Annotated in this window: 18 protein-coding genes and 1 tRNA gene; 2 read left to right on the plus strand and 17 right to left on the minus strand. The window is 65.9% G+C overall.

What is annotated here, in order from left to right; all coding sequences use genetic code 11:
• Position 1: 1 nt before the first annotated feature.
• From ilvA to QF050_RS18030, 3 genes are read right to left on the minus strand one after another with little or no spacing between them, the layout of a single operon-like run.
• Positions 2-1240, minus strand: coding sequence for a threonine ammonia-lyase (gene ilvA, locus QF050_RS18020; RefSeq protein ID WP_308931644.1), 1239 nt, complete (start codon positions 1238-1240; stop codon positions 2-4).
• A 3-nt stretch (positions 1241-1243) separates the two neighbouring features.
• Positions 1244-2560, minus strand: coding sequence for an AI-2E family transporter (locus tag QF050_RS18025; RefSeq protein WP_308931645.1), 1317 nt, complete (start codon positions 2558-2560; stop codon positions 1244-1246).
• 25 nt (positions 2561-2585) lie between these two features.
• Positions 2586-3560, minus strand: a complete 975-nt coding sequence (locus tag QF050_RS18030) for an aldose 1-epimerase family protein (protein WP_308931646.1) — start codon at positions 3558-3560, stop codon at positions 2586-2588.
• Positions 3561-3660: 100 nt separating this feature from the next.
• Here QF050_RS18030 and galT point away from each other — a divergent pair, with 100 nt between their 5' ends.
• Both galT and galK read left to right on the plus strand, forming a co-directional pair.
• The gene (galT, locus tag QF050_RS18035) at positions 3661-4815 is read left to right on the plus strand and encodes a galactose-1-phosphate uridylyltransferase (protein ID WP_308931647.1); all 1155 of its coding nucleotides are present in this window, start codon (positions 3661-3663) and stop codon (positions 4813-4815) included.
• A complete protein-coding gene (galK, locus tag QF050_RS18040; protein ID WP_308931648.1) occupies positions 4812-5993 on the plus strand; it encodes a galactokinase in 1182 nt (393 codons plus the stop codon). Before galT ends, galK begins: the two co-directional genes overlap by 4 nt.
• Before the next feature lie 112 nt (positions 5994-6105).
• Here the strand turns inward: galK and QF050_RS18045 are convergent, their stop codons facing one another.
• From QF050_RS18045 to QF050_RS18110, 14 genes are all read right to left on the minus strand, one after another.
• The gene (locus tag QF050_RS18045) at positions 6106-7023 is read right to left on the minus strand and encodes a Bax inhibitor-1/YccA family protein (RefSeq protein ID WP_308931649.1); all 918 of its coding nucleotides are present in this window, start codon (positions 7021-7023) and stop codon (positions 6106-6108) included.
• Positions 7024-7171: 148 nt separating this feature from the next.
• The gene (locus QF050_RS18050) at positions 7172-7879 is read right to left on the minus strand and encodes an ABC transporter ATP-binding protein (RefSeq protein ID WP_374121579.1); all 708 of its coding nucleotides are present in this window, start codon (positions 7877-7879) and stop codon (positions 7172-7174) included.
• Positions 7872-8819, minus strand: coding sequence for an ATP-binding cassette domain-containing protein (locus tag QF050_RS18055; protein ID WP_308931651.1), 948 nt, complete (start codon positions 8817-8819; stop codon positions 7872-7874). Before QF050_RS18055 ends, QF050_RS18050 begins: the two co-directional genes overlap by 8 nt.
• Positions 8816-10063: a branched-chain amino acid ABC transporter permease gene (locus tag QF050_RS18060; RefSeq protein ID WP_308931652.1), complete on the minus strand. Its 1248-nt coding sequence runs from the start codon at positions 10061-10063 to the stop codon at positions 8816-8818. Before QF050_RS18060 ends, QF050_RS18055 begins: the two co-directional genes overlap by 4 nt.
• Positions 10060-11067, minus strand: coding sequence for a branched-chain amino acid ABC transporter permease (locus tag QF050_RS18065; RefSeq protein WP_018761904.1), 1008 nt, complete (start codon positions 11065-11067; stop codon positions 10060-10062). The genes QF050_RS18060 and QF050_RS18065 overlap by 4 nt, the downstream gene beginning before the upstream one ends.
• A 153-nt stretch (positions 11068-11220) precedes the next feature.
• Entirely contained in the window at positions 11221-12453 is a 1233-nt protein-coding gene (locus QF050_RS18070; protein ID WP_308931653.1) for a branched-chain amino acid ABC transporter substrate-binding protein, read from the minus strand.
• 246 nt (positions 12454-12699) lie between these two features.
• A tRNA-Leu gene (locus tag QF050_RS18075) sits at positions 12700-12773 on the minus strand.
• 107 nt (positions 12774-12880) lie between these two features.
• A complete protein-coding gene (locus QF050_RS18080) occupies positions 12881-14347 on the minus strand; it encodes an FAD-dependent oxidoreductase (protein ID WP_308931654.1) in 1467 nt (488 codons plus the stop codon).
• 34 nt (positions 14348-14381) lie between these two features.
• Positions 14382-15791 (minus strand): S8 family serine peptidase, encoded by a 1410-nt coding sequence (locus tag QF050_RS18085; RefSeq protein ID WP_308931655.1) that lies wholly within the window; start codon positions 15789-15791, stop codon positions 14382-14384.
• Positions 15792-15795: 4 nt separating this feature from the next.
• Positions 15796-16743 carry a Ppx/GppA phosphatase family protein gene (locus QF050_RS18090; protein WP_308931656.1) on the minus strand — a complete coding sequence of 316 codons (948 nt, stop codon included), beginning with the start codon at positions 16741-16743 and terminating at the stop codon, positions 15796-15798.
• Positions 16740-17411, minus strand: a complete 672-nt coding sequence (locus QF050_RS18095; RefSeq protein WP_308931657.1) for a DUF501 domain-containing protein — start codon at positions 17409-17411, stop codon at positions 16740-16742. The genes QF050_RS18090 and QF050_RS18095 overlap by 4 nt, the downstream gene beginning before the upstream one ends.
• 27 nt (positions 17412-17438) lie before the next feature.
• On the minus strand, positions 17439-18119 hold the full coding sequence (locus QF050_RS18100) for a septum formation initiator family protein (RefSeq protein ID WP_308931658.1): 681 nt from the start codon (positions 18117-18119) through the stop codon (positions 17439-17441).
• A gap of 137 nt (positions 18120-18256) precedes the next feature.
• Positions 18257-19537 carry a phosphopyruvate hydratase gene (eno, locus tag QF050_RS18105; protein WP_308931659.1) on the minus strand — a complete coding sequence of 427 codons (1281 nt, stop codon included), beginning with the start codon at positions 19535-19537 and terminating at the stop codon, positions 18257-18259.
• Between the two features lie 118 nt (positions 19538-19655).
• Entirely contained in the window at positions 19656-20228 is a 573-nt protein-coding gene (locus tag QF050_RS18110; RefSeq protein WP_374121580.1) for a MazG nucleotide pyrophosphohydrolase domain-containing protein, read from the minus strand.
• Positions 20229-20266 lie beyond the last annotated feature (38 nt).

The following is a 20266-nucleotide window of genomic DNA, read 5'->3' on the forward strand; positions in this document are numbered from 1 at the left end:
CCTAATGCACGACGATCGGCTGGAAACCTTCAGCGCGGAGTGCGCTGAGGACCTGCTCACCGTGCTGGTGACCCTTGGTTTCAAGGTTCACCGTGATGGAGACGTCGCCCATGCTGATGGAACCACCCACCCTGGTGTGGTCCAGGCCGGTGACGTTCGCATCGTTTTCGGCGATGATGCGCGCAATGGTTGCCAATGAACCCGGACGGTCGTCAAGCATCATTCGCACGGTCATGTAGCGGCCGGCGGCGGAGAGGCCGCGCTGGATGACCTTGAGCATCAACATGGGGTCGATGTTGCCGCCGGAGAGGACGGCCACGGTGGTTCCCGGATTCTCGATCTTGCCGTCCATGAGGGCCGCCACACCCACCGCCCCGGCGGGTTCCACCACCATCTTGGCCCGTTCCAGCAGGAAGATCAGGGCGCGGGCCAGGGAATCTTCGCTGACGGTGACCACGTCATCCACCAGTTCGCGGATGATGCTGAAGGGCAGCTGTCCCGGGCGGCCCACGGCGATGCCGTCCGCAATGGTGGAAACCTTCTTCAGGGGCACCAGTGCATCGGCGGCAAGCGAGGGCGGGTAGGCGGCGGCGTTCTCCGCCTGGACGCCGATGATGCGGATCTCGCGGCCGAGTTCCCTGGCACGGGCCTTGATGGCGACGGCGACCCCCGCGAGGAGTCCACCGCCACCCACTCCCATGAGTACGGTGTCAACGTTGGGCACCTGCTCCAGGATTTCCAGGCCAACGGTCCCCTGCCCTGCGACGACGTCCACGTTGTCGAACGGGTGCACAAAGACCATGCCGGTCTCATTGCTGTAGCGCTGGGCTTCGGCGAGCGCTTCGTCGACGTTGTGGCCGTGCAGGATCACTTCGGCGCCGTGGCTGCGCGTGGCTGCGAGCTTGGGCAGAGCGACGCCCAGGGGCATGTAGATACGGGCTTTGATACCAAGGCTCTTGGCGGCAACGGCGACGCCCTGGGCGTGGTTGCCGGCGGACGCTGCCACCACGCCGCGCTTCTTCTCCTCCGCGGAGAGCCGCGCCATGCGGACGTAGGCCCCGCGCACCTTGAATGACCCGGCACGCTGCAGGTTTTCGCATTTGAAGTAGACGTCACCGCCCACCATGCTTCCCAGAGCACGGGACGATTCCACGGGGGTGCGCGCAATAATCCCGTCAAGCAGCTTCTGCGCCTCAAGGACATCGTCCAGTGTGACGGGAAGGGTTTCAAGGATCTTCACGGACTATTCTCCTCTGGATTCGGCTCCGGTGCCCTCTCGGGAGGCGGTGCGGGCATCGCGGTGTTCGGCTGTTGCGCCGGCCGCCTCAAGCCCCGCAGCGGATGCAGCCGGCGGTTCAACGTTTTCGATGGTGTTGTCCCCGCCCGCTCCGGCTGTGATGGGCTTCCCGGCGATGACCGGCACCTGTTCATGTTCCCACGTTCTGGCGGCAATGTAGCGAACGGCCGAGTTTGCTACGGCCAGGATGGGTACCGAGAACAGCGCACCGGGGATTCCGGCGAGGTAGGACCCTGCCGCAACGCTGAGGATCACGGCCACCGGGTGCAGCGAGACTGCCTTGCCCATGACCAGGGGCTGCAGGATGTGGCCCTCAAGCTGCTGGACCAGCAGGACGATTGCCAGCATGACCAGGGCATTGACCGGGCCGTTGGCCACCAGGGCGAGCAGGACGGCGACGGCGCCCGTCACCAGGGCGCCCACCACAGGAATGAACGAGCCGAGGAAGACGAGCACGCCGAGCGGCAGCGCCAGCGGGACGCCGAGGATGGCCGCGCCGACGCCGATTCCGATCGCGTCGACGGCAGCGACGAACATCTGGATGCGCGCATAGCTGACCATTGACTCCCAGCCCTTGCGGCCGGCACCGAAGGTCGCGGCCCGCGCTTTCCGCGGCAGCAGCCTGACCAGGAATGCCCAAATCCGGTCTCCTTCCAGGAGGAAGAAGATCAGGATGAACAGTGACAGGAGCATCCCGGCGGCAAAGTGTCCGGCGGTGCTGCCGAAGGAGAGCGCACCGCTGAGGATGCTGCTGCTGTTGTTCTGCAGCGCGTCACTGGCGTCCTTGACGTACTGGTCCACCTGGGCGGCGGTGAGGTGTAGGGGGCCCGTGGACAGCCAGTCCTGGACCTGCCGTACACCCTCGAGGGCCTGGGACCAGAGCTCACCGAATCCGACGGCGAGCTGGCGGCCCACCAGGGCCAGGGCGCCGGCAATGACCCCGATGAAGCCCAGGACGGTCATGGCGACGGCCAGGCCGGCGGGCAGCCGGCGCCGCTTCAGCCAGTGGGTGACGGGGCTCAGGAGTCCGGCGAGGAGCGCGGCCACCATGATCGGAATGATCAGGAGCGTGATTTTGCTGAGCAGCCAGACGAGGGTTCCTGCCATCAGCAGGATCAGGCCCAGCCGCCACGACCAGGACGCCGCAATGCGGACGCCGTAGGGAATGTCCTTGTCGAGTTCACGGTCCGTCAGCACCCTCAGCGGGGCGGCGGTGGCAGAAGGTCGGCTTGCCTGGCTCACGGCGTCCTCATGTGGCGTCATAACCCAATACTTCCGCAGCCTTGCGCTAATGGGAAACCGGCGCCGCGGCCTGGGCCGGGACGTAGTCGATCCCCCATTCGATGCTGAAGGATTGGCCCGGTGGCAGCCAGCGCAGCCCGTCTCCGGAATTGAAAGCGTTTGCCGGTCCGGTCATCGGTTCCACGGCCACGGCGCGGGTCCGTCCGGGGTATTCGGTGCTGATAAAGACGTGAACGTAGCGGCAGGCTTCATCCTGCCAAAGCGACACCTGGGCGCCGTCTGCGGCGGCCAGGGTGTGCCGCGCCCTGCCCCCGTCATAGTGCAGGCCGGTCAGGGCAACATCCACCGCGAGATTGGCAATGGCGCTGCCGGAACGGAAATCGGCATCCCCCTCCACCGGTGCCGTGCTTCGCGGGATCAGGCGGTCGTCGGCTACCAGCCGGGTGTCTGCGGCGACTGTCAGCACAAGGTTCTCAACCGGGGTGTCGCCGACCCGCAGGTAGGGGTGCGCGCCCAGGACGAACGGGGCTGGTGCCGCGGAAGCGTTGATGAGCGTCTGCCGGACGTGGAGTCCCAGGTCCTCGGTCAGCCGGTACACCACCCGGTGACGGGCCAGGAAGGGATAGCCATGCTGGGGAAAAATGGTGGCTTCCAGTTCCACCGAGTATTCCGACTCCCCCACCAGGGAGTAGCCGGTGTTCCGGAGGAGTCCGTGGCTGGCATTGTTGCGGGACACTTCGGTGATGTCCAGCTGCTGCTTCTTCCCGTCCAGGAACCAGCTCCCGTCCTCCACCCGGTTGGCCCAGGGCGCCAGCGTAATGCCGGTGGCACCAGGCGCGATCTGGTCGTCGCCGTAGGTTTCCGTGAGCAGGACACCGCCCCGGTGGTACGAGCGCAGGCCGGCGGCGAGCTCGGTGACCACGGCCACGGCGTCGCCGCGGCGCAGCTCGTATTGGCGGCCGGTAGCGCAGGACCGGAGGGACGCGGAACCGTGGTTTTCGGGTTCGGAAGTGGCAGTCATGGGCCTACCGTACAACGGGCGCAGCCGCGCTTGCATGAGCGTCACTGTTACTTTTTGTTGTTAACTATTCTTTGTTGAGCGTTTATGAGAAACTTTTGCCATGACAGGGATGACCACCACCACGCTCTCCGACGGTCGGGAACTGATGTACTTCGACGACGCGGGCACCACCACTGCCCGTACCGCGGAACTCACCACGGACCATCGCGGACTGCCGCCCAGGGGCGAGCCGGGCGAGATCCGCTTCGATGCACTGACCCGGGAATGGGTGGCGGTTGCCGCACACCGGCAGACACGAACGCACTTGCCTCCTGCGGACCAATGCCCCATCTGCCCCACCACAGACTCCAACGCGTCCGAGATCCCGGCCGCCGACTATGACGTTGTGGTGTTCGAAAACCGCTTCCCTTCCCTCGGCCCGGCGCTGGGACCTGTTCCGGCGGATCCGGGCTGGGGAACGAAAGGTCCTGCCTACGGCCGCTGCGAAGTGGTGTCCTTCACCCCGGAACACACCGGTTCGTTCAGCGGACTGAGCCGGGAGCGGTCCCGCACGGTGATCGAAGCCTGGTCGCAGCGCACCGCTGCGCTCAGTGCCATGGCCGGCATCAAGCAGGTGTTCCCCTTTGAGAACCGGGGTGCCGATATCGGCGTGACACTGCATCACCCGCATGGGCAGATCTACGCCTACCCCTACGTCACGCCGCGCGCCGGCGTCCTGGGTGCTGCGGCCCGGAAGTATTACGACGCCAAAGACGGGAACGAAACCCTGACGGGCTCGCTGCTGCGCGCCGAGCGGGAGGACGGCAGCCGGATGGTAATGGAAGGCACGCATTTCAGCGCCTATGTACCCTTCGCCGCGCGGTGGCCCCTGGAGATCCACCTGGTCCCGCATCGCCACGTACCCGACCTCGCTGCCTTGAACGGGGAGGAGAAGGACGAGTTGGCGCAGGTGTACCTCGACCTGCTCAAGCGGGTGGACGCCCTCTACCCCACGCCTACGCCCTACATCTCCGCCTGGCACCAGGCTCCCCTGGATGATGTCCTCCGCCCGGCCGGTTATCTCCACCTGCAGCTGACCTCCCCGCGCAGGGCAGCGGATAAGCTGAAGTACCTCGCCGGCTCGGAGGCAGCGATGGGCGCGTTCATCAACGACACCACGCCGGAGAGCGTGGCGGAGCGCCTGCGCAGTGTTTCCGTTCCGTCGTCGTCGGAGCCGTCTGCCATGGCGGCCGCAGCAGAAGGAGCTTCCGCGTGAGCAGCCAGGACCAGGCCGGCCCAGCCCCGGTTTCCGCCGAAGATCTCGCCGCCCGCTTCACGCAGGCCTTCGGCAGTGCTCCCGACGGCGTATGGCAGGCGCCGGGGCGGGTAAACCTCATCGGCGAACATACCGACTACAACGAAGGGTTCGTCCTTCCCTTCGCCATCGACCGCACCGCCCGCGTGGCCATTGCGGTCCGCCAGGACCGGACCGTACGGCTGCTGTCCACGTACGGTGACCAGGGCGTCGTCACCACCTCGCTCGACTCCCTGGAGCCTGGAACGGCCAAGGGCTGGACCAAGTACCCCCTGGGCGTCATGTGGGCCCTGCGGGAGCGGGGCATCGATGTCCCCGGCCTGGACCTGCTCCTGGACTCCACCGTGCCGCTGGGGGCCGGCCTGTCGTCGTCGCACGCCATCGAATGTGCCGTGATCTCTGCCCTCAACGACCTCACCGCCGCCGGACTGGGGGCCGAGGAGATGGTGCTGGCAACGCAGCGGGCGGAGAACGACTTCGTTGGGGCGCCCACCGGGATCATGGACCAGTCCGCGTCGCTGCGGGGCGCCAAAGGCCATGCGGTCTTCCTGGACTGCCGGGACCAGAAGGCAACCCTGGTTCCGTTCGAGACAGAACCCGCCGGCCTGGTGCTGCTGGTCATCGACACCAAGGTGTCCCATTCCCATGCCGACGGCGGCTACGCCTCACGCCGCGCGTCCTGTGAGCTGGGGGCGGAGGTCCTTGGGGTCAAGGCGCTGCGGGACGTCCAGGTGGGCGACCTTGAAGAGGCCGGGGGGCTGCTGGACGAGGTGACGTTCAGGCGGGTGCGGCACGTGGTGACCGAGAACGACAGGGTGCTCCAGACCGTCGAACTCCTGGACGGCCCCGGACCCGTTGCCATCGGCCGCCTGCTGGACGCCAGCCACGCCTCCATGCGCGATGATTTCGAAATTTCATGTCCCGAGCTGGACCTGGCCGTAGACACGTCCCGGGCGAACGGAGCAATCGGCGCCAGAATGACCGGAGGCGGGTTCGGCGGTGCAGCGATCGCACTGACCCCCGTAGATGCGGAGCAGAAGGTGCGGGCCGCCGTCGCCAAGGCTTTTTCCGACGCCGGCTTCACGGCACCGGAGATCTTCACCGTCTCCCCTGCCGCCGGAGCCATGCGTATTTCCTAGGAGCGTCCCCGGCTGCCTGAGCAGGCTGCAGCCCGCTAAAAAGGCCGTGGGCCCCACCAGTTGGTGGGGCCCACGGCCTTTTGGTTTACGACGGCGGAAGCCGGCGGGGTGCCTAGTCGTCGCCGCGCAGGATGGCAAGCAGGCGGATGATCTCCACGTAGAGCCAGACGAGCGTGACCGTCAGGCCGAAGGCGGCCGTCCAGGAGAAGCGCTGCGGAGCCCCGCTGCGGACACCGGCCTCAATGCTGGTGAAGTCCATGATCAGCGAGAACGCGGCCAGGCCGATGGCGAGCAGGCCGATGAAAACGCCCAGCGGGATCCCGAAGATCTCGAAGCTGGTGCGCAGGCCGAACGGGGAGTCCACCGCTCCGGTCCACATCATGACCATGTTGATGAGCGCGAACACCGCGTAGCCGATCAGGGCGATCATAAAGAAGCGCATCGCCTTGGGGGTGGCGCGGACCTTGCCGCTCTTGAACAGGACCAGGGTCACGGCGAATACCGAGAGCGTGCCGATCACTGCCTGCAGGCCGACACCGGGGAACATCCCGTCAAGGATCCGGGTCAGGCCGCCGAGGAAGAGTCCTTCCAGGGCCGCGTAGGCGAGGATCAGGGCCGGTGAGGGCTGCTTCTTGAAGGTGTTGACCAGGGCCAACACGAAGCCGCCGAGGGCGCCGACGATCATCAGCATGGACGCGAGCGACGGCCCAACGGTGAGGGTGATGGCTGCGCCCACCAGCACTGCGCCGAGGCAGGCGGCGGTCTTCATGATGACGTCGTCGAACGTCATCCGGCCGGTGTCCGCGGGGCCGGCCGATGGCTGGTTGTACATCTGCCGCAGTTGTTCGTCCGTCATGCCCTGGGACTGGGTGCTCCACCCCTGCTGGCCGTAAGGCTGCTGGCCATACGCCTGCTGCCCATACGGTGCCTGGCCGTAAGGAGCACCGTAGGGAGCCTGCGGAACAGGCTGCGCCTGGGTGGCGCCACGGAAACTCTTTCCGTTGAAGATCGGGTTGCCGCCAAGTGCCATTGCGGAATTCCTCCATGTGGGTGTGTGTGATGAGCTGTTCGTTACGCTATCAATTCCCACGTGGCGGCAGTGGTGAAAGTTCCCGCGGGGCCCGGTTGCAACCGAACCGTGACCGTTGCCTCCCGGAAGACCGGGCCCCGCCAGGCCGCTATCCCACGCCCAGGTATGCCTCCTTGATGGAGGGATCCTCCAGTAACTGCTTGCCGGTACCGCTGTGCGTGATCTCACCGGTCTCCAGGACGAAGGCCCGGTGCGCTCCGGCCAGGGCCTGGTTGGCGTTCTGCTCCACCATCAGGACGGTGGTGCCCTGGTTGTTGATTTCCTTGATGATCTTGAAGATCTGCCGGATGAACTGCGGTGCGAGGCCCATGGACGGTTCGTCCAGCAACAGCAGCTTCGGGTTGGACATTAACGCCCGTCCAATGGCCAGCATCTGTTGCTCGCCCCCTGACATCGTTCCGCCGAACTGCTTCTCGCGCTCCTTCAGCCGCGGGAACAGGTCGAAGACGCGGTCCAGGTCCTTTGATACGCCGCTTCTGTCCTTGCGTCCGAAGGTGCCCATATCGAGGTTTTCCATGACCGTCATGCCCGGGAAGATTCCGCGACCCTCGGGCGCTTGGGAAATCCCGTGCACCACCCGGATGTGCGCCTTCATCTTGGTGATGTCCTGGCCTGCAAAGGTGATTTTCCCTTCGGAGCAGTTCAAGAGGCCTGAGATGGTGCGCATGGTGGTGGTCTTGCCGGCACCGTTGGCGCCAATCAAGGCCACCACTTCGCCTTCGTCCACCGTGAAGGAGATGTTCCGCAGCGCCTGGATGCGGCCGTAGTGGACGGAAACGTCCTGAAGTTCAAGCAACGTCATCTTCGGGCTCTCCTAGGTAGGCGGCAACGACCCTCGGGTCTTCGCGGATCTCGCGCGGCAGTCCGTCCGCGATCTTCTTCCCGAATTCCAGCACCACGATGCGGTCTGTCACACCCATCACGAGCTTCATGTCGTGCTCGATCAGCAGTACGGTGTAGCCCTCATCCCTGATGGTGCGGATGAGCGCCATCAGGTCCTCTTTCTCGGCCGGGTTGAAGCCTGCCGCCGGCTCGTCGAGGCACAGCACCTTCGGATCGGTGGCCAATGCCCGGGCGATCTCCAGCCGGCGCTGGAAGCCGTAGGGCAGCTGCCGGGACAGGACGTGGGCGTGGCTGCTGATGCCCACGAAGTCCAGCAGGGCCATGCCGCGCTCGATGGCGGACTTTTCCTCCTTGATGTGGGTGGGCAGGCGCAACAGGGCCCCGCCGACGCTGGTGCGATGCCGCGCATCGAGGCCCACCACGACATTCTCCAGCGCAGTCATCTCGCCGAAGAGCCGGATGTTCTGGAACGTGCGGGACAACCCCAGGCGGGTGATCTTGTGCTGCTTGATGCCGTTCAGGACCTGTCCCTCCAACACCACTTTTCCGCTGGTGGGCTTGTAGACGCCGGTCATGGCATTGAAGCACGTGGTTTTCCCGGCCCCATTGGGACCGATGAGTCCCAGGATCTCGCCGCGCTTGATGTTGAAGCTGATGTTGTCCAACGCCACGAGGCCGCCGAACTTGATGGTGAGGTTCTGGACCTCCACGATGTTGTCGCCTACCGCCACCGCGATATCGCGGTCCGGTGCAACTTTTTCGGCCAGTTCCTGGTCCACCCCTGCTTCGGCCAGGGCTTCGATGTCGATTTCGGGCGCAACAGCGGCCGGGCCGCCGTTGTCCGGTTGCTCCTCGACGCTGCTGGAGCCGGCCTGCCGTTCCTCGGAACTCATGCCTCTGCTCCCCTCTCTCCGGCCGTGCGGGTCCCGGGGCCCGCTGTTGGGTTGTCGGTGTCTTTGGGTTCCGTGCTGTCCCGGGCCGTGACTTTATTGATGGCTGTCCGGCCGTAGGCGAGCAGGCGCTGCCGTGCCGGGAGCAGCCCCTGCGAGCGGAAGATCATGATCAGGACCAGGGCGATCCCGAAAATCAGGTACTTGTATTCGGCGATGGCCGTGAACCTCAACGGGATGTAACTGACCAGAGCCCCGCCCAGGATGGCACCAACCTTGTTGCCTGCGCCGCCGAGCACTACCGCGGCCAGGAACAGGATGGAGGTGGTGACGTCGAACTTCTGGTTGTTGACGAACCCCACCTGCCCGGCGAACAGCGCGCCTGAAAGGCCGCCGATCGCGGCGCCGATGGCGAACGCCCACACCTTGTACTTGAAGGTGGGAACGCCCATGATTTCAGCTGCGTCCTCATCCTCGCGGATGGCGATCCAGGCGCGGCCAACCCGGCTGCGCTCCAGGTTGCCCACCAGGAGGGTGACGATGATGATGATGGTCAGCGTCAGCCAGTACCAGGGCACACCGTTCGAGTTGGAGAAGATAGGCGTTCCGTCAGCTTCGGTGCCCGGCGGATGGCCGACGTTCTGGAAACCGACCTGGCCCTTCATCGCGGGAATGATCGTGGCCAGGATGCGGACGATTTCACCGAACCCGAGCGTCACGATGGCCAGGTAGTCGCCCCGCAGGCGGAGGGTGGGGACACCCAGCACCACGCCGAAGAACATGGTGACCGCCATGGCGATCGGAATGGTCCACAGGTACGGGATGTGCAGGAAGGGCGAGTCCGGGCTGGTCAGCATCGCCGCGCAGTAGGAGCCGACGGCGAAGAAGGCAACATACCCAAGGTCCAGCAGGCCCGCGTATCCCACCACGACGTTGAGGCCTACCGCGATGAGGGCGAAGCGTGCCATGTCGAAGCACGCCAGGGCGAAATTGTTGCCCGGCTCCGTGGTGATGATGGGCGGGTTGAGCAGCGGGAGCATGTAGGCCAGCGCGACGACGATGACCAGGAAGGCCCACTGCTGTTGGCGGGACAGTGCATGCCACCGGTCGGAGAAGTACCCGGACTTGCGTCTCCCGCGCTGGCGGAGATCGCTTTTGCCTGCGGCCTTCGACGAGGCTTCGCGGTCCTCTGCCGCCTGCGCGGCGGCCGCCGTCTGCAGCGGCGTGGGTCCGTCCGTCATGCTCATGCTTTGCTCCTTCCAAGGGAGGTTCCCAGGATGCCTTCGGGCCGCAGCAGCAGCACCAGCACCAGCACCACGAATGCCACGACGTCGGTCCACTGCGAGTTCCCGAGCAGGATCTGGCCGTAGTTGCCGATCAGGCCGAGCAGCAGTCCACCCAGCAGGGCGCCGCGGACGTTGCCGATGCCGCCGAGCACGGCTGCCGCGAAGGCCTTGATTCCGAGGACGAATCCGCCGCTGTACTGGACACCGGAAGGGATTTTCATGACGTAGAACAATGCGGCGGCTCCTGCGAGCAGGCCCCCGATGATGAAGGTGGTAATAATGATGCGCTCTTTGTTGACGCCCATCAATGTCGCAGTGTCCGGGTCCTGGGCTACTGCCCTGATGCCGCGGCCGGTGCGGGACTTACTGATGAACCGGTCGATGCCGACCATCATGATGACCGCCGCGATGATGATCACCAATTGCTGGGAATCGACGATGGTGCCGAAGACATCAAAGATGGGAGTGGGCCGGAACATAGTCAGTGCAAGTTCGGGGCTGGGACCACGCCACAGGTAGATGAGGTACTGGATGGTGAAGGAAGCACCGATGGCGGTGATCAGGAAGACCAGACGCGGGGCGTTTCGTTGCCGGAGGGGTTTATAGGCGATCCGCTCAAGCAGGAAGGCCGTGACTGCAGAGGCGAGCATGGCAAGGACCAATGCCAGCAGCAGGTTCAGGATGATGGCCCAGATATCCAGGCGGGGAACCGAAGGACCGAAGCCGAGGCTGCTCAGGGTGAAGAAGACGGCGTAGCAGCCAACGATGAACACTTCAGAGTGGGCGAAGTTGATAAGGTTCAGCACGCCGTAAACGAGGGTGTAGCCGAGCGCTACGAGTGCGTAGATGGCTCCGAATGTCAGGCCGTCAAAGGTGGCGCTCCAGAAGTTCTGGGCGAGGGACGGTATGTCGAAAGTGATCCAGTCATTTTCAGTCGGGAGCAGTGGGACGAGAGAGGGAAGCATGGGGAACATCCTGATCCAGTTGCACGCGGCCTTGTGGGCCCGGCCGTGGGACTTGTGTCTAGTGACGTGGCTTGGTTCTGGGTTGTTGCCAAGCGAAGAAAAGGCTGTGGGGGCCTGCAGTGCTGGCCCCCACAGCCGATTCCCGCCGGGTTATTACTCCCCGATGGGGCCGATCGGAACGATCTTCCCGTTTTCCACCTTGTAGCCGTAGACGGTCGGGGCCTGGAGTTCGCCCTTGGCGTCCCACTTGTAGTGCTTGCTGAAGCCGTCCTTGTCATAGGCCTTGACCCAGGACAGCAGGTCTGCGCGGCTTTGCTTGCCTGCGTCGATGCCGGACAGGAGGACCGTTGCGGCGTCGTAGCCTTCGATGGAGTATGTTCCGGGCTCGGCGCCCTTGGAGACGTCCTTGTAAGCCGAGGCGAAGTCCGGGATCAGTTCACCCGGGAGGCAGGGGCAGGTGAAGTAGGCGTTGTTGGACGCGTCGCCGGCCTGCTTGATGAACTGATCGTCCTTGACACCGTCAGGAGCCACGAACGTTCCGGTGAAGCCCTTACCGACCAGCTGCTGGTCGAACGGCGCGCCCTCGGCATAGTAGCCGGCGTAGAACACGGCGTCGGCCTTGGCGTTCATGATCTTGGAAATGACTGCCGAGAAGTCCTTCTGCCCGGTGGTTACCTTCTCCGTTCCGGCCAAGGCGCTCCCCAGGCCCGCAGAGGTGGAGGTTCCCAGGCCGATGCCGTAGTCGGAGTCATCCTGGACCAGGTACACCTTCTTGGCGCCGAGCTTGCCGGTAAGGAACTTCGCGGCGGCCGGGCCCTGGACGGCGTCGTTGCCGAGGCCGCGGAAGAAGGTGGTCCAGCCGTTTTCGGTCAGGGTGGGGTTGGTGGCCGACGGGGTGATGTGGACCAGGCCCTTCTGCTCGAAGATGTTGCCCGTTGCCTTGGACTCACCGGAGAACGGCAGGCCGATGACGCCGAGAATGTCGGACTCGCTCACCAGCTGGGTCACCGGGCCGGTGGCCTTGTTGGGGTCGCCTTCGGTATCGAACTTCTTGAACTGGACCTGGCAGCCCGGGTTGGCCTTGTTGTGCTGGTCGATGGCGAGCTGGATGCCGTTGAAGATGTTAACGCCCAGCTGGGCATTGGGACCGGTCTGTGCGCCGGCGTAGGCCAGCGTAGTGGTTGCCGGGCAGGTTGCCTTGCCGTCGCCGGCAGGCTTGACCGCACCGGAGGGAACATCCACCTTCGAAATCGCGGGGATGTTCACTTTATTGGAGGAGCCGGAGCTTTCGGTGGTGCCGGGGCCCGCCTGGTTGGCGCAGGCCGACAGCAGCATGCTGAATGTGGCTGCTGCTGCCAACGAGGTGAGGACTTTCTTTCGGTACATTTGTCTGCCTTCCGAAACAGGGCCATGCGATGCGCGTGCGGATCAATGGGACGCTGCGGCGCCCGAAAATGGGACCAGGTATTCCTGATTTAGGTTCAAGCTAGTGCATGGAGGGCAACGAATCTAAGTGACTGAGGTCACAGCCTTATAACAGTCGTTGCCTATGCGGAATTAAATGGCGAAAGCCGCCTGCATCGCAGGCGGCTTTCAGGCGCGGGGGCATCAGTTCCCCGTCCATGGCAGTTGTACCCCAGGTGGGACTCGAACCCACAACACGCGGATTTTAAGTCCGCTGCCTCTGCCAATTGGGCTACTGGGGCGCCGGGTCAATGGTACCTGCCAACGGCCCGTTGCCGGGAAACGCCGACGGCGGCCGGCCCCGGGAAGGGGACGGCCGCCGTCGGACGCGGTGAAGCGGATGGGCGCGCTACTTGGCGTTGGCGGCTACCGTTTCCTTGGGAGCGGGCGTGGCTGATGAACCGGAGCCGGCGGCCGGGACGGCTGCGGGCGCAGCCGCAGGCTTGGGCGCCGGGGTGGCCGCCGCGACGAAGGCGCCGCGGGGGTTGTCCAGGTCCAGCAGCTGCGTGGTGTCGCGGCCGGCGAAGAAGCTGATGATCCAGTTCAGGATGACGCGGAACTTGCGCTCGACAGTGGGCATGGCCATACCGTGGTAGCCGCGGTGTGCCAGCCAGGCGAGCCCGCCCTTGAGGCCGATCCGGCCCAGGAGGTTGATGTTGGCAACACCCTTCCATTCGCCGAAGCCGGCCACAGCACCAAGGTTCTTGTGCTTGTAGTCCCCCAACGGCTTTTCCCAGCGTGATGCCCAGAGGTTCTTCGCGAGGCGCTTGGCCTGGCGGAGGGCGTGCTGGGCATTCGGGACGCAGGTGCCGTCCGGGAGGCCCTTGCCGGTGAGGTCCGGAACAGCGGCGATGTCGCCGGCCGCCCAGGCGTTCTCCACGATGCCTTCGTCGCCGGCGATGCGCAGGTCCGGCAGGACGCGGACGCGGCCGCGCGGCTCGAGCGGGAAGTCGGTGGAACGGACCATGGGGTTGGCCTGCACGCCTGCAGTCCACACCAGGGTGTCGGCTTCGAATTCCTGCGCGGGGGTCTTGTCCGGCAGGTTGATGAGCTTCAGGGTGCCCTCGGCGCTGTCCAGCGACGTGTTCAGCAGGACCTCGATGCCGCGGCTGCGGAGGTGCTCGACGACCCAGTCGGCCTGCTTGGCAGTGACCTCGGGCATGATACGGCCCATGGCTTCAACCAGGACGAAGCGGACTTCCTCCTGCTTGACGCGCGGGTTGTTGCGCACGGCGGCGCGGGCGAGGTCTTCCATCTCGGTGATGCATTCGATCCCGGCGAAGCCGCCGCCGACCACCACGAATGTGAGGGCCTTGGCGCGGGCAGCGGGGTCCGTCATGGTGGAGGCAACCTCGATGCGCTCCAGCAGCTTGTTGCGCAGGGCAACGGCTTCTTCAATGGTCTTCAGGCCGATGCCCTTGTCCGCCAGGCCCTTGATGGGGAACGTGCGGGTGATGGCGCCGGCTGCGAGGACGACGTCGAAGTAGGGAACCTCAAAGTTCTCGCCGCCGTCGGAGGGTGCCACCACAGCAGTGCGGTTGACGTGGTCGATCGAGGTGACGCGGCCCTGGATCAGTTCCGTCTGCTTGAGGTGCTGGCGGTGGGATACCACCGCGTGGCGGGCTTCGATGTTGCCGCCGGCCACTTCCGGGAGGAAGGGCTGGTAAGTCATGTAGGGCAGGGGATCAACGACGGTGACGATGCCACCGGCATTCGCGATCTTCTTCTGCAGTTTCAGTGCTACGTACAGGCCGACGTACCCGCCGCCGACGACGAGTACCCTGGGACGGTCCTGGAGCTGTGGGGTGGTTGCCATAGTTTAAGGATAGCGCAGTTTGTGAAAATCTTCACTAACTAGGTCGATGGTCCGTAACTTGTGATTCCCGGGACAAATTGACCCGTTCCACCACCCCGGTATCCGGGTCCTCCCGGGCCAGGGCCGGGTTGCGGGAAGCCCTCCTGAGCTGGAACGCGGCCGCAGCGATGATTGCCACGAAAAGGACGGCGAAACCTATCACGACGGCGGCGCCGATGGCACTGTCGCGCGGGGAGGGCGCCTTGGCAGCGGGGACGGTCGCCTCCGGCAGGGTGGGTGCCGCGCTGGGCACCGGGGCGGCGGAAGGAACCTGGGTTGCCGGGGCTGCGTTACCGCGCCGGTGGACCCGGATCCATTCGGCGATGGTACCCAGCGGGTTCACCGTGGCTTCCGGGACGTCGGCCTTGAGCGCGGCCTCGGCGTTGAGGATCCCGTAGCCGTACAGCGGGTCCTTGCCGGGCGCGCCGGCATCCTTCGCCGTCGAGACAATCCTGTTGATGACCTGCTCGGCACTCATGTCCGGCCACTTGGACCGAATCAGTGCAGCCACCCCGGCAACGATCGGAGTGGAGCCGGACGTCCCGGCCCATTCGGCGTAGCTCCCGCCGGGGAGTCCGCCGACCAGGTTCTCCGCAGGGGCGGCCACACCGATGCTGATCCCCTGGGACGAAGCATCCACGCTGGCGGTGTTCTTGCGGTCCAGGCCAGCGACCGTGAGGACGCCCGGGATAGTTGCGGGGGCGCCCACCTGGGTGTTGCCGCCCACCCGGTTGCCGGCTGCGGCCACGATGACCACGTCCTTTTGTTCGGCGTAAAGGAACGCCGCGTCCCAGCTTTGTGGCCACTGGGGTGTTGTGCTGCCGAGCGAAATGTTGATCACCTTGGCGCCGTTGTCCACTGCCCAGCGGACGGCTTCGGGAATCTGGTCCTGGTCGCTTTTGCCTGAGGGGTTCGGTGAACCCAGCCATGTGGAAACGGAAAGGAGCTGCGCTTCCGGCGCCACGCCCATGACGCCGTCAGGCGGCGTGCCCGCAGGCCCGGGGCTGGGGCTGGGCGAGGCACTGGCCGGCTGGTGGCCGCGGCCTGCCAGCATGGTGGCCACCAGCGTGCCGTGTTCAGGCTTGGAGCCGACGCTCTTCTGGCCGTCCGGCTGGCCCGAGCCGGAGGCGTCATAGCCGCCGGTGACAGCACCTTTAAGGTCCGGGTGCTGGGCGTCAATGCCGCTGTCGATGACGGCCACCTTGACGCCGGCGCCCTTGGACACCTCCCAGGCCTTGGTGATGCCGGAATCTGCCAGCCAGTACTCTTTGTCGCGCCAATCGTCGGCTTTGGCGGCGGGCGCGGTAAAAAGGCCGGCGCACAGGCAGCAGGCGGCCAGCAGGACAGCCGCGAGGGCCGCGGCGGCCCGGCGCGCAGGCGGGGTCGGAGCTGGGGTGGATTGCATGGGGCTACCCGATGCTCAGGGCGATGCCGTCAAGGATGTCGTGCTCGCTCGCGGTGGCGGCGGTGATCCTGCCGCCGGTAAGCGTGCCCATCCGTTCCAGGATGCGGCGCCACACCAGTCCCCCGGCGCCAATGACATCCACCCGCCCCGGGTGCATGTACGGCAGGGCGGCGCGGCCGGCCCGGGTCATCGCCAGCAGGTCGCCGGCAGCGGCCTTGACGTCCTCAATGGGAAGCTGGGCGCCGTGGATGGCGTCCGGCGAGTATTCGGGCAGGCGGAGGGCGTGCGCGGTGATGGTGGTGACGGATCCGGCCACGCCGACGACGGCGGTGGCACGTTCCAGCGGCACGTCGCGTCCGGCGCGGGCTATGGCGGCGTCAACGTCGGCCTCGGCGGCCGCGACCTGTTCGGCCGTGGGCGGATCGTCACGCAGGTGCCGCTCAGTGAGGCGAACGCAGCCGATGTCCACGGATTTGGCTGCCGTGACCCCGGAGGCGGTGCCGAGGACAAATTCGGTGCTTCCGCCGCCAAGGTCCACCACCAGTACTTCATGGCCGTCGAGGATGGGCAGCACGCTGCTGGCGCCGGCGAACGACAAGGCCGCTTCCTCGTCGCCGGAAATGACCTCAGGTTCGACTCCCAGGAGGTCCCGGATGCCGTCCACGAAGACGTCCCTGTTGCGTGCGTCCCGGCTTGCCGAGGTAGCGACGAACCGGGTCCGTTCCGCACCGTGCTCACGGATCAGGCGGGCATAGTCAGCCGTTGCGGCGAAGGTGCGTTCAAGGGCCTCCGGAGCCAGTTCGCCGGTGGCATCCACCCCCTGGCCCAGCCGGACCACGCGCATTTCCCGGACGACGTCAGTCAGGGCCGTGCTGCCGTTGCTGCGGTCAATGTCCGCGATCAGGAGCCGGATGGAGTTGGTGCCGCAGTCGATGGCGGCGACGCGCGTCACTCCGCCACCCCGGCGTCGCCGGCAGTCTTCCGCACGGGCGCGGGGCGGCCAACGATGTCCGGCAGGCCCTGGGGACCATGTCGGCTGAGGTCCCGGGACGGTGCCTCGCCGGTGGTGTCCCAGGCGCCGTCGCAGTAGCACTTGTCCGTCGTCCACCACTCGCTGATCATTCCAAGGGCCTGGTCGCCGAGCGGGTTGACGCCGGGGCCGGACGCCAGGGAGTGGCCCACCAGGACGTGCAGGCACTTGACGCGTACGGGCATTCCCCCGGCCGAGACGCCGTCGATTTCAGGCACCGGGCCGATGCCGGAACGTTCTCCGATCGCGTTCCGGGCGGCGAGGTATTCTTCATGGGCCGAGCGGTAGGCGTCCGCGAGCCCGGGATCCCCGGCGAGTTGGTCGTTCATCTCATTCATGACGCCTGCGGCTTCCAGCCGGGAAACCGCTGAGGTGATCACCGGGTGCGTCAGGTAGAAGGTGGTGGGGAACGGGGTTCCGTTGCTGAGGCGGGGGGCGGTCGCTGCTACGAGCGGGTTGCCGCAAACGCACCGCGCCGGAATTTCCACGACGTCGCGGACGGGACGTCCCAGCTGCCTGCTCAGCACGTCAAGGTCGTGTTCTGTCGGTTGGCGGGATTCGTCCCGGGCGGCTGCCGTGCTGTGTTCCATTGTCGCGGGCCGTCCTTCCTGTGCGGTTCAGTCTGTGGCCGCGCGCCTGATGGACTCCCACAGGGAATCCACCCACGGCAGATCGGCGGGGTCTTGTGCTGTTGCGCCGGCGGGGCTACTGCTTTCTCCGGCCGGCTCATCGCTGCCAAAAACCCAGTAGCCGGTTTCGCCCGGCATAACCATGTTAATGCGGTCGCGGGCCTGCTGCTTGACGTAGTTGGGGTCCTGCCATCGCGAAACCTGCTGCCGGAGGGCGTCCCCTTCGGCCTGACGGGCGGCGATATCGGCATTCAGCGCGTCGATTTCGGCCTTCTTGTCGAAAAAGATCTTCACGGTTGGTGCCAGCATGATGGTGATGGCCACCATCACCACGGCCAACGCGAGCATGCGGCCGGAGAAGGCCTTGGCGGGGACGGGGTGCTGGTCCTCGTCACTGGCCCGGCCGTTGGTGCCGTCAACGGAACTGCTGCCCTTGCGTCCGGCGGACGGCTTGGGTGCGGTTGCCCCTCCCGCCTTTCCGCCCGGCCGGCCGGCAGTTCCGCGGCCGCGGTTGTCCTGCCCGGAAGACTCCTCAGCCGCGGCAGCGCCGTTGCCCGGGCGGAAATCCGCCCGGATGACCTCGGCCCCGCCGGAGGTACCGTCGTCGGCCGTGTCCTTTGCCGGACGGGCGGGGGCAACCTTGGGAACTTTGGGGCGGCGGGTAGCCATGACACTCCTGAAACGCAGCCTCCCTGGGCCGCCACTATCTGTGCTGGACAAACACTGCCTGGACCATTGCTGCGGAAAACAACGGCGGTGGCTATGGTCTTCCAACCATAGCCACCGCCGATGGGTTTAGCCGGTTACTAGCCCTTGAAACGCGGGAACGCGCTGCGTCCGGCGTAACGTGCGGCGTCGTCGAGTTCCTCTTCGATGCGCAGCAGCTGGTTGTACTTGGCAACGCGCTCGGAGCGGGCAGGTGCGCCGGTCTTGATCTGGCCGGCGTTCGTGGCCACCGCGATGTCGGCGATGGTGGTGTCCTCGGTTTCGCCGGAGCGGTGCGAGGTGATGGTGGTGTAACCGGCGCGCTGGGCCAGGCTGACGGCGTCCAGGGTCTCGGTCAGGGAGCCGATCTGGTTGACCTTGACCAGCAGGGAGTTGGCCGTCTTGGTGTCGATGCCGCGCTGCAGGATGGAGGGATTGGTGACGAAGAGGTCGTCGCCCACCAGCTGGACCTTGTCGCCGATGGCGTCGGTGAGGGTCTTCCAGCCTTCCCAGTCGTTCTCGTCCAGCGGGTCCTCGATGGAAACCAGAGGGTAGTCGGCCACGAGTTCGGCGTAGTAGGCGCTCATCTCGCTGGCGGACAGGGACTTGCCTTCGAACTGGTAGGCGCCGTCCTTGAAGAACTCCGAGGATGCGACGTCCAGGGCCAGGGCGATGTCCTTGCCCGGGGTGTAGCCGGCGTTCTTGATGGCTTCCTGGATCAGGTCCAGGGCAGCGCGGTTGGACGGCAGGTTCGGGGCGAAGCCGCCCTCGTCGCCCAGGCCGGTGGACAGGCCCTTTTCCTTCAGGACGGACTTGAGGTTGTGGTAGACCTCGACGCCCCAGCGCAGGCCTTCGGAGAAGGTCTCGGCGCCGATGGGGGCGATCATGAATTCCTGGATGTCCACGTCGGAGTCGGCGTGCGATCCACCGTTGAGGATGTTCATCAGCGGGACGGGCAGGACGTGCGCGTTCGGGCCGCCCAGGTACTTGTAGAGGGGCAGGTCGGCGGAGGCCGCGGCTGCGTTGGCGACCGCCAGGGAGACGCCCAGGATGGCGTTGGCGCCGAGCTTGCCCTTGTTGGGCGTGCCGTCCAGGTCCAGCATTGCCTGGTCGATGCTGCGCTGGTCGGTGGCGTCGAAGCCGGTCAGGGCCGGGGCGATCTGGTCAATCACGGCGTCGACGGCCTTCTGCACGCCCTTGCCGAGGTAGCGGCCCTTGTCGCCGTCGCGCAGTTCGACGGCCTCGTGCTCACCGGTGGAAGCACCGGAGGGAACTGCGGCGCGGCCGATCTGGCCGTCCGACAGCAGGACTTCAACTTCAACGGTGGGGTTGCCGCGGGAATCAAGGATCTCGCGGGCGTGGATGGCATCGATAAGCGCCATGAATTTGCTCCTTATGGGCGATTAACGGGGGGAATCAGGCAGAAAACTCGACGTACTCGTCAGGGACTAGCGTAGTCGAGAGTGCTCCGGGTTACTCAAACCGGTCGAAGCCCGGACGTCATGATGGAGCTTGGTCGCCTTGGTAGCGGCGTACGGCGGCACGCAGGGCCCGCTCGGCGTCCATGCCGCGGTCCCGGGCGGAACGCACGACGGCGAGCAGCAGCGTTCCGAGTTCGTCCTCGCTTTCGGGGATGGGGAGCCCGCCGGGAAGGCCAAGGCCGGCACGGGCGGCGCGGTCCAGCGATTTTTGCGCCTTGGCCAGAGCCGGAAGGGCGGCGGGAATTCCCTCGAAGGCATGGCGCCGTTCCGGGCGTTCGGCCCGTTTGACGGCGTCCCACGTCTGCTCGATCTCCGCCACCGTGGCAGGGAAGCTGTCCTGCAGGGAACCGTCGGGCCGGAAGACGTGCGGGTTGCGGCGGACCATTTTGGCACCCAGGCCGCGCGCAACGTCGTCGAACGTGAACGCGCCGCGCTCCTCGGCGAGCCGGGCGTGCAGCACCACCTGGAGCAGGACGTCACCCAGCTCGCCCTGGAGTTCGGCGTCGGGGTGGCCCTCCTCGATGGTCTCGGCCACTTCATAGGCCTCCTCCAGGAGGTACTCCACCAGCGAGGCGTGCGTCAGGGCACCCATCCAGGGACAGTGCTCGCGCAGCTGCGCCATCTTTTCCA

The organism is Arthrobacter sp. SLBN-112, assembly GCF_030944625.1.
Taxonomy (GTDB): domain Bacteria; phylum Actinomycetota; class Actinomycetes; order Actinomycetales; family Micrococcaceae; genus Arthrobacter.

Coding starts and splice junctions, on each gene's coding strand:
- QF050_RS18025 (WP_308931645.1), bottom strand. CDS start 2,560: ATGACGCCACATGAGGACGCCGTGAGCCAGGCAAGCCGACCTTCTGCC.
- QF050_RS18030 (WP_308931646.1), bottom strand. CDS start 3,560: ATGACTGCCACTTCCGAACCCGAAAACCACGGTTCCGCGTCCCTCCGG.
- galT (WP_308931647.1), top strand. CDS start 3,661: ATGACAGGGATGACCACCACCACGCTCTCCGACGGTCGGGAACTGATG.
- QF050_RS18045 (WP_308931649.1), bottom strand. CDS start 7,023: ATGGCACTTGGCGGCAACCCGATCTTCAACGGAAAGAGTTTCCGTGGC.
- QF050_RS18055 (WP_308931651.1), bottom strand. CDS start 8,819: ATGAGTTCCGAGGAACGGCAGGCCGGCTCCAGCAGCGTCGAGGAGCAA.
- QF050_RS18060 (WP_308931652.1), bottom strand. CDS start 10,063: ATGAGCATGACGGACGGACCCACGCCGCTGCAGACGGCGGCCGCCGCG.
- QF050_RS18065 (WP_018761904.1), bottom strand. CDS start 11,067: ATGCTTCCCTCTCTCGTCCCACTGCTCCCGACTGAAAATGACTGGATC.
- QF050_RS18070 (WP_308931653.1), bottom strand. CDS start 12,453: ATGTACCGAAAGAAAGTCCTCACCTCGTTGGCAGCAGCAGCCACATTC.
- QF050_RS18080 (WP_308931654.1), bottom strand. CDS start 14,347: ATGGCAACCACCCCACAGCTCCAGGACCGTCCCAGGGTACTCGTCGTC.
- QF050_RS18085 (WP_308931655.1), bottom strand. CDS start 15,791: ATGCAATCCACCCCAGCTCCGACCCCGCCTGCGCGCCGGGCCGCCGCG.
- QF050_RS18095 (WP_308931657.1), bottom strand. CDS start 17,411: ATGGAACACAGCACGGCAGCCGCCCGGGACGAATCCCGCCAACCGACA.
- QF050_RS18100 (WP_308931658.1), bottom strand. CDS start 18,119: ATGGCTACCCGCCGCCCCAAAGTTCCCAAGGTTGCCCCCGCCCGTCCG.
- eno (WP_308931659.1), bottom strand. CDS start 19,537: ATGGCGCTTATCGATGCCATCCACGCCCGCGAGATCCTTGATTCCCGC.
- QF050_RS18110 (WP_374121580.1), bottom strand. CDS start 20,228: ATGGGTGCCCTGACGCACGCCTCGCTGGTGGAGTACCTCCTGGAGGAG.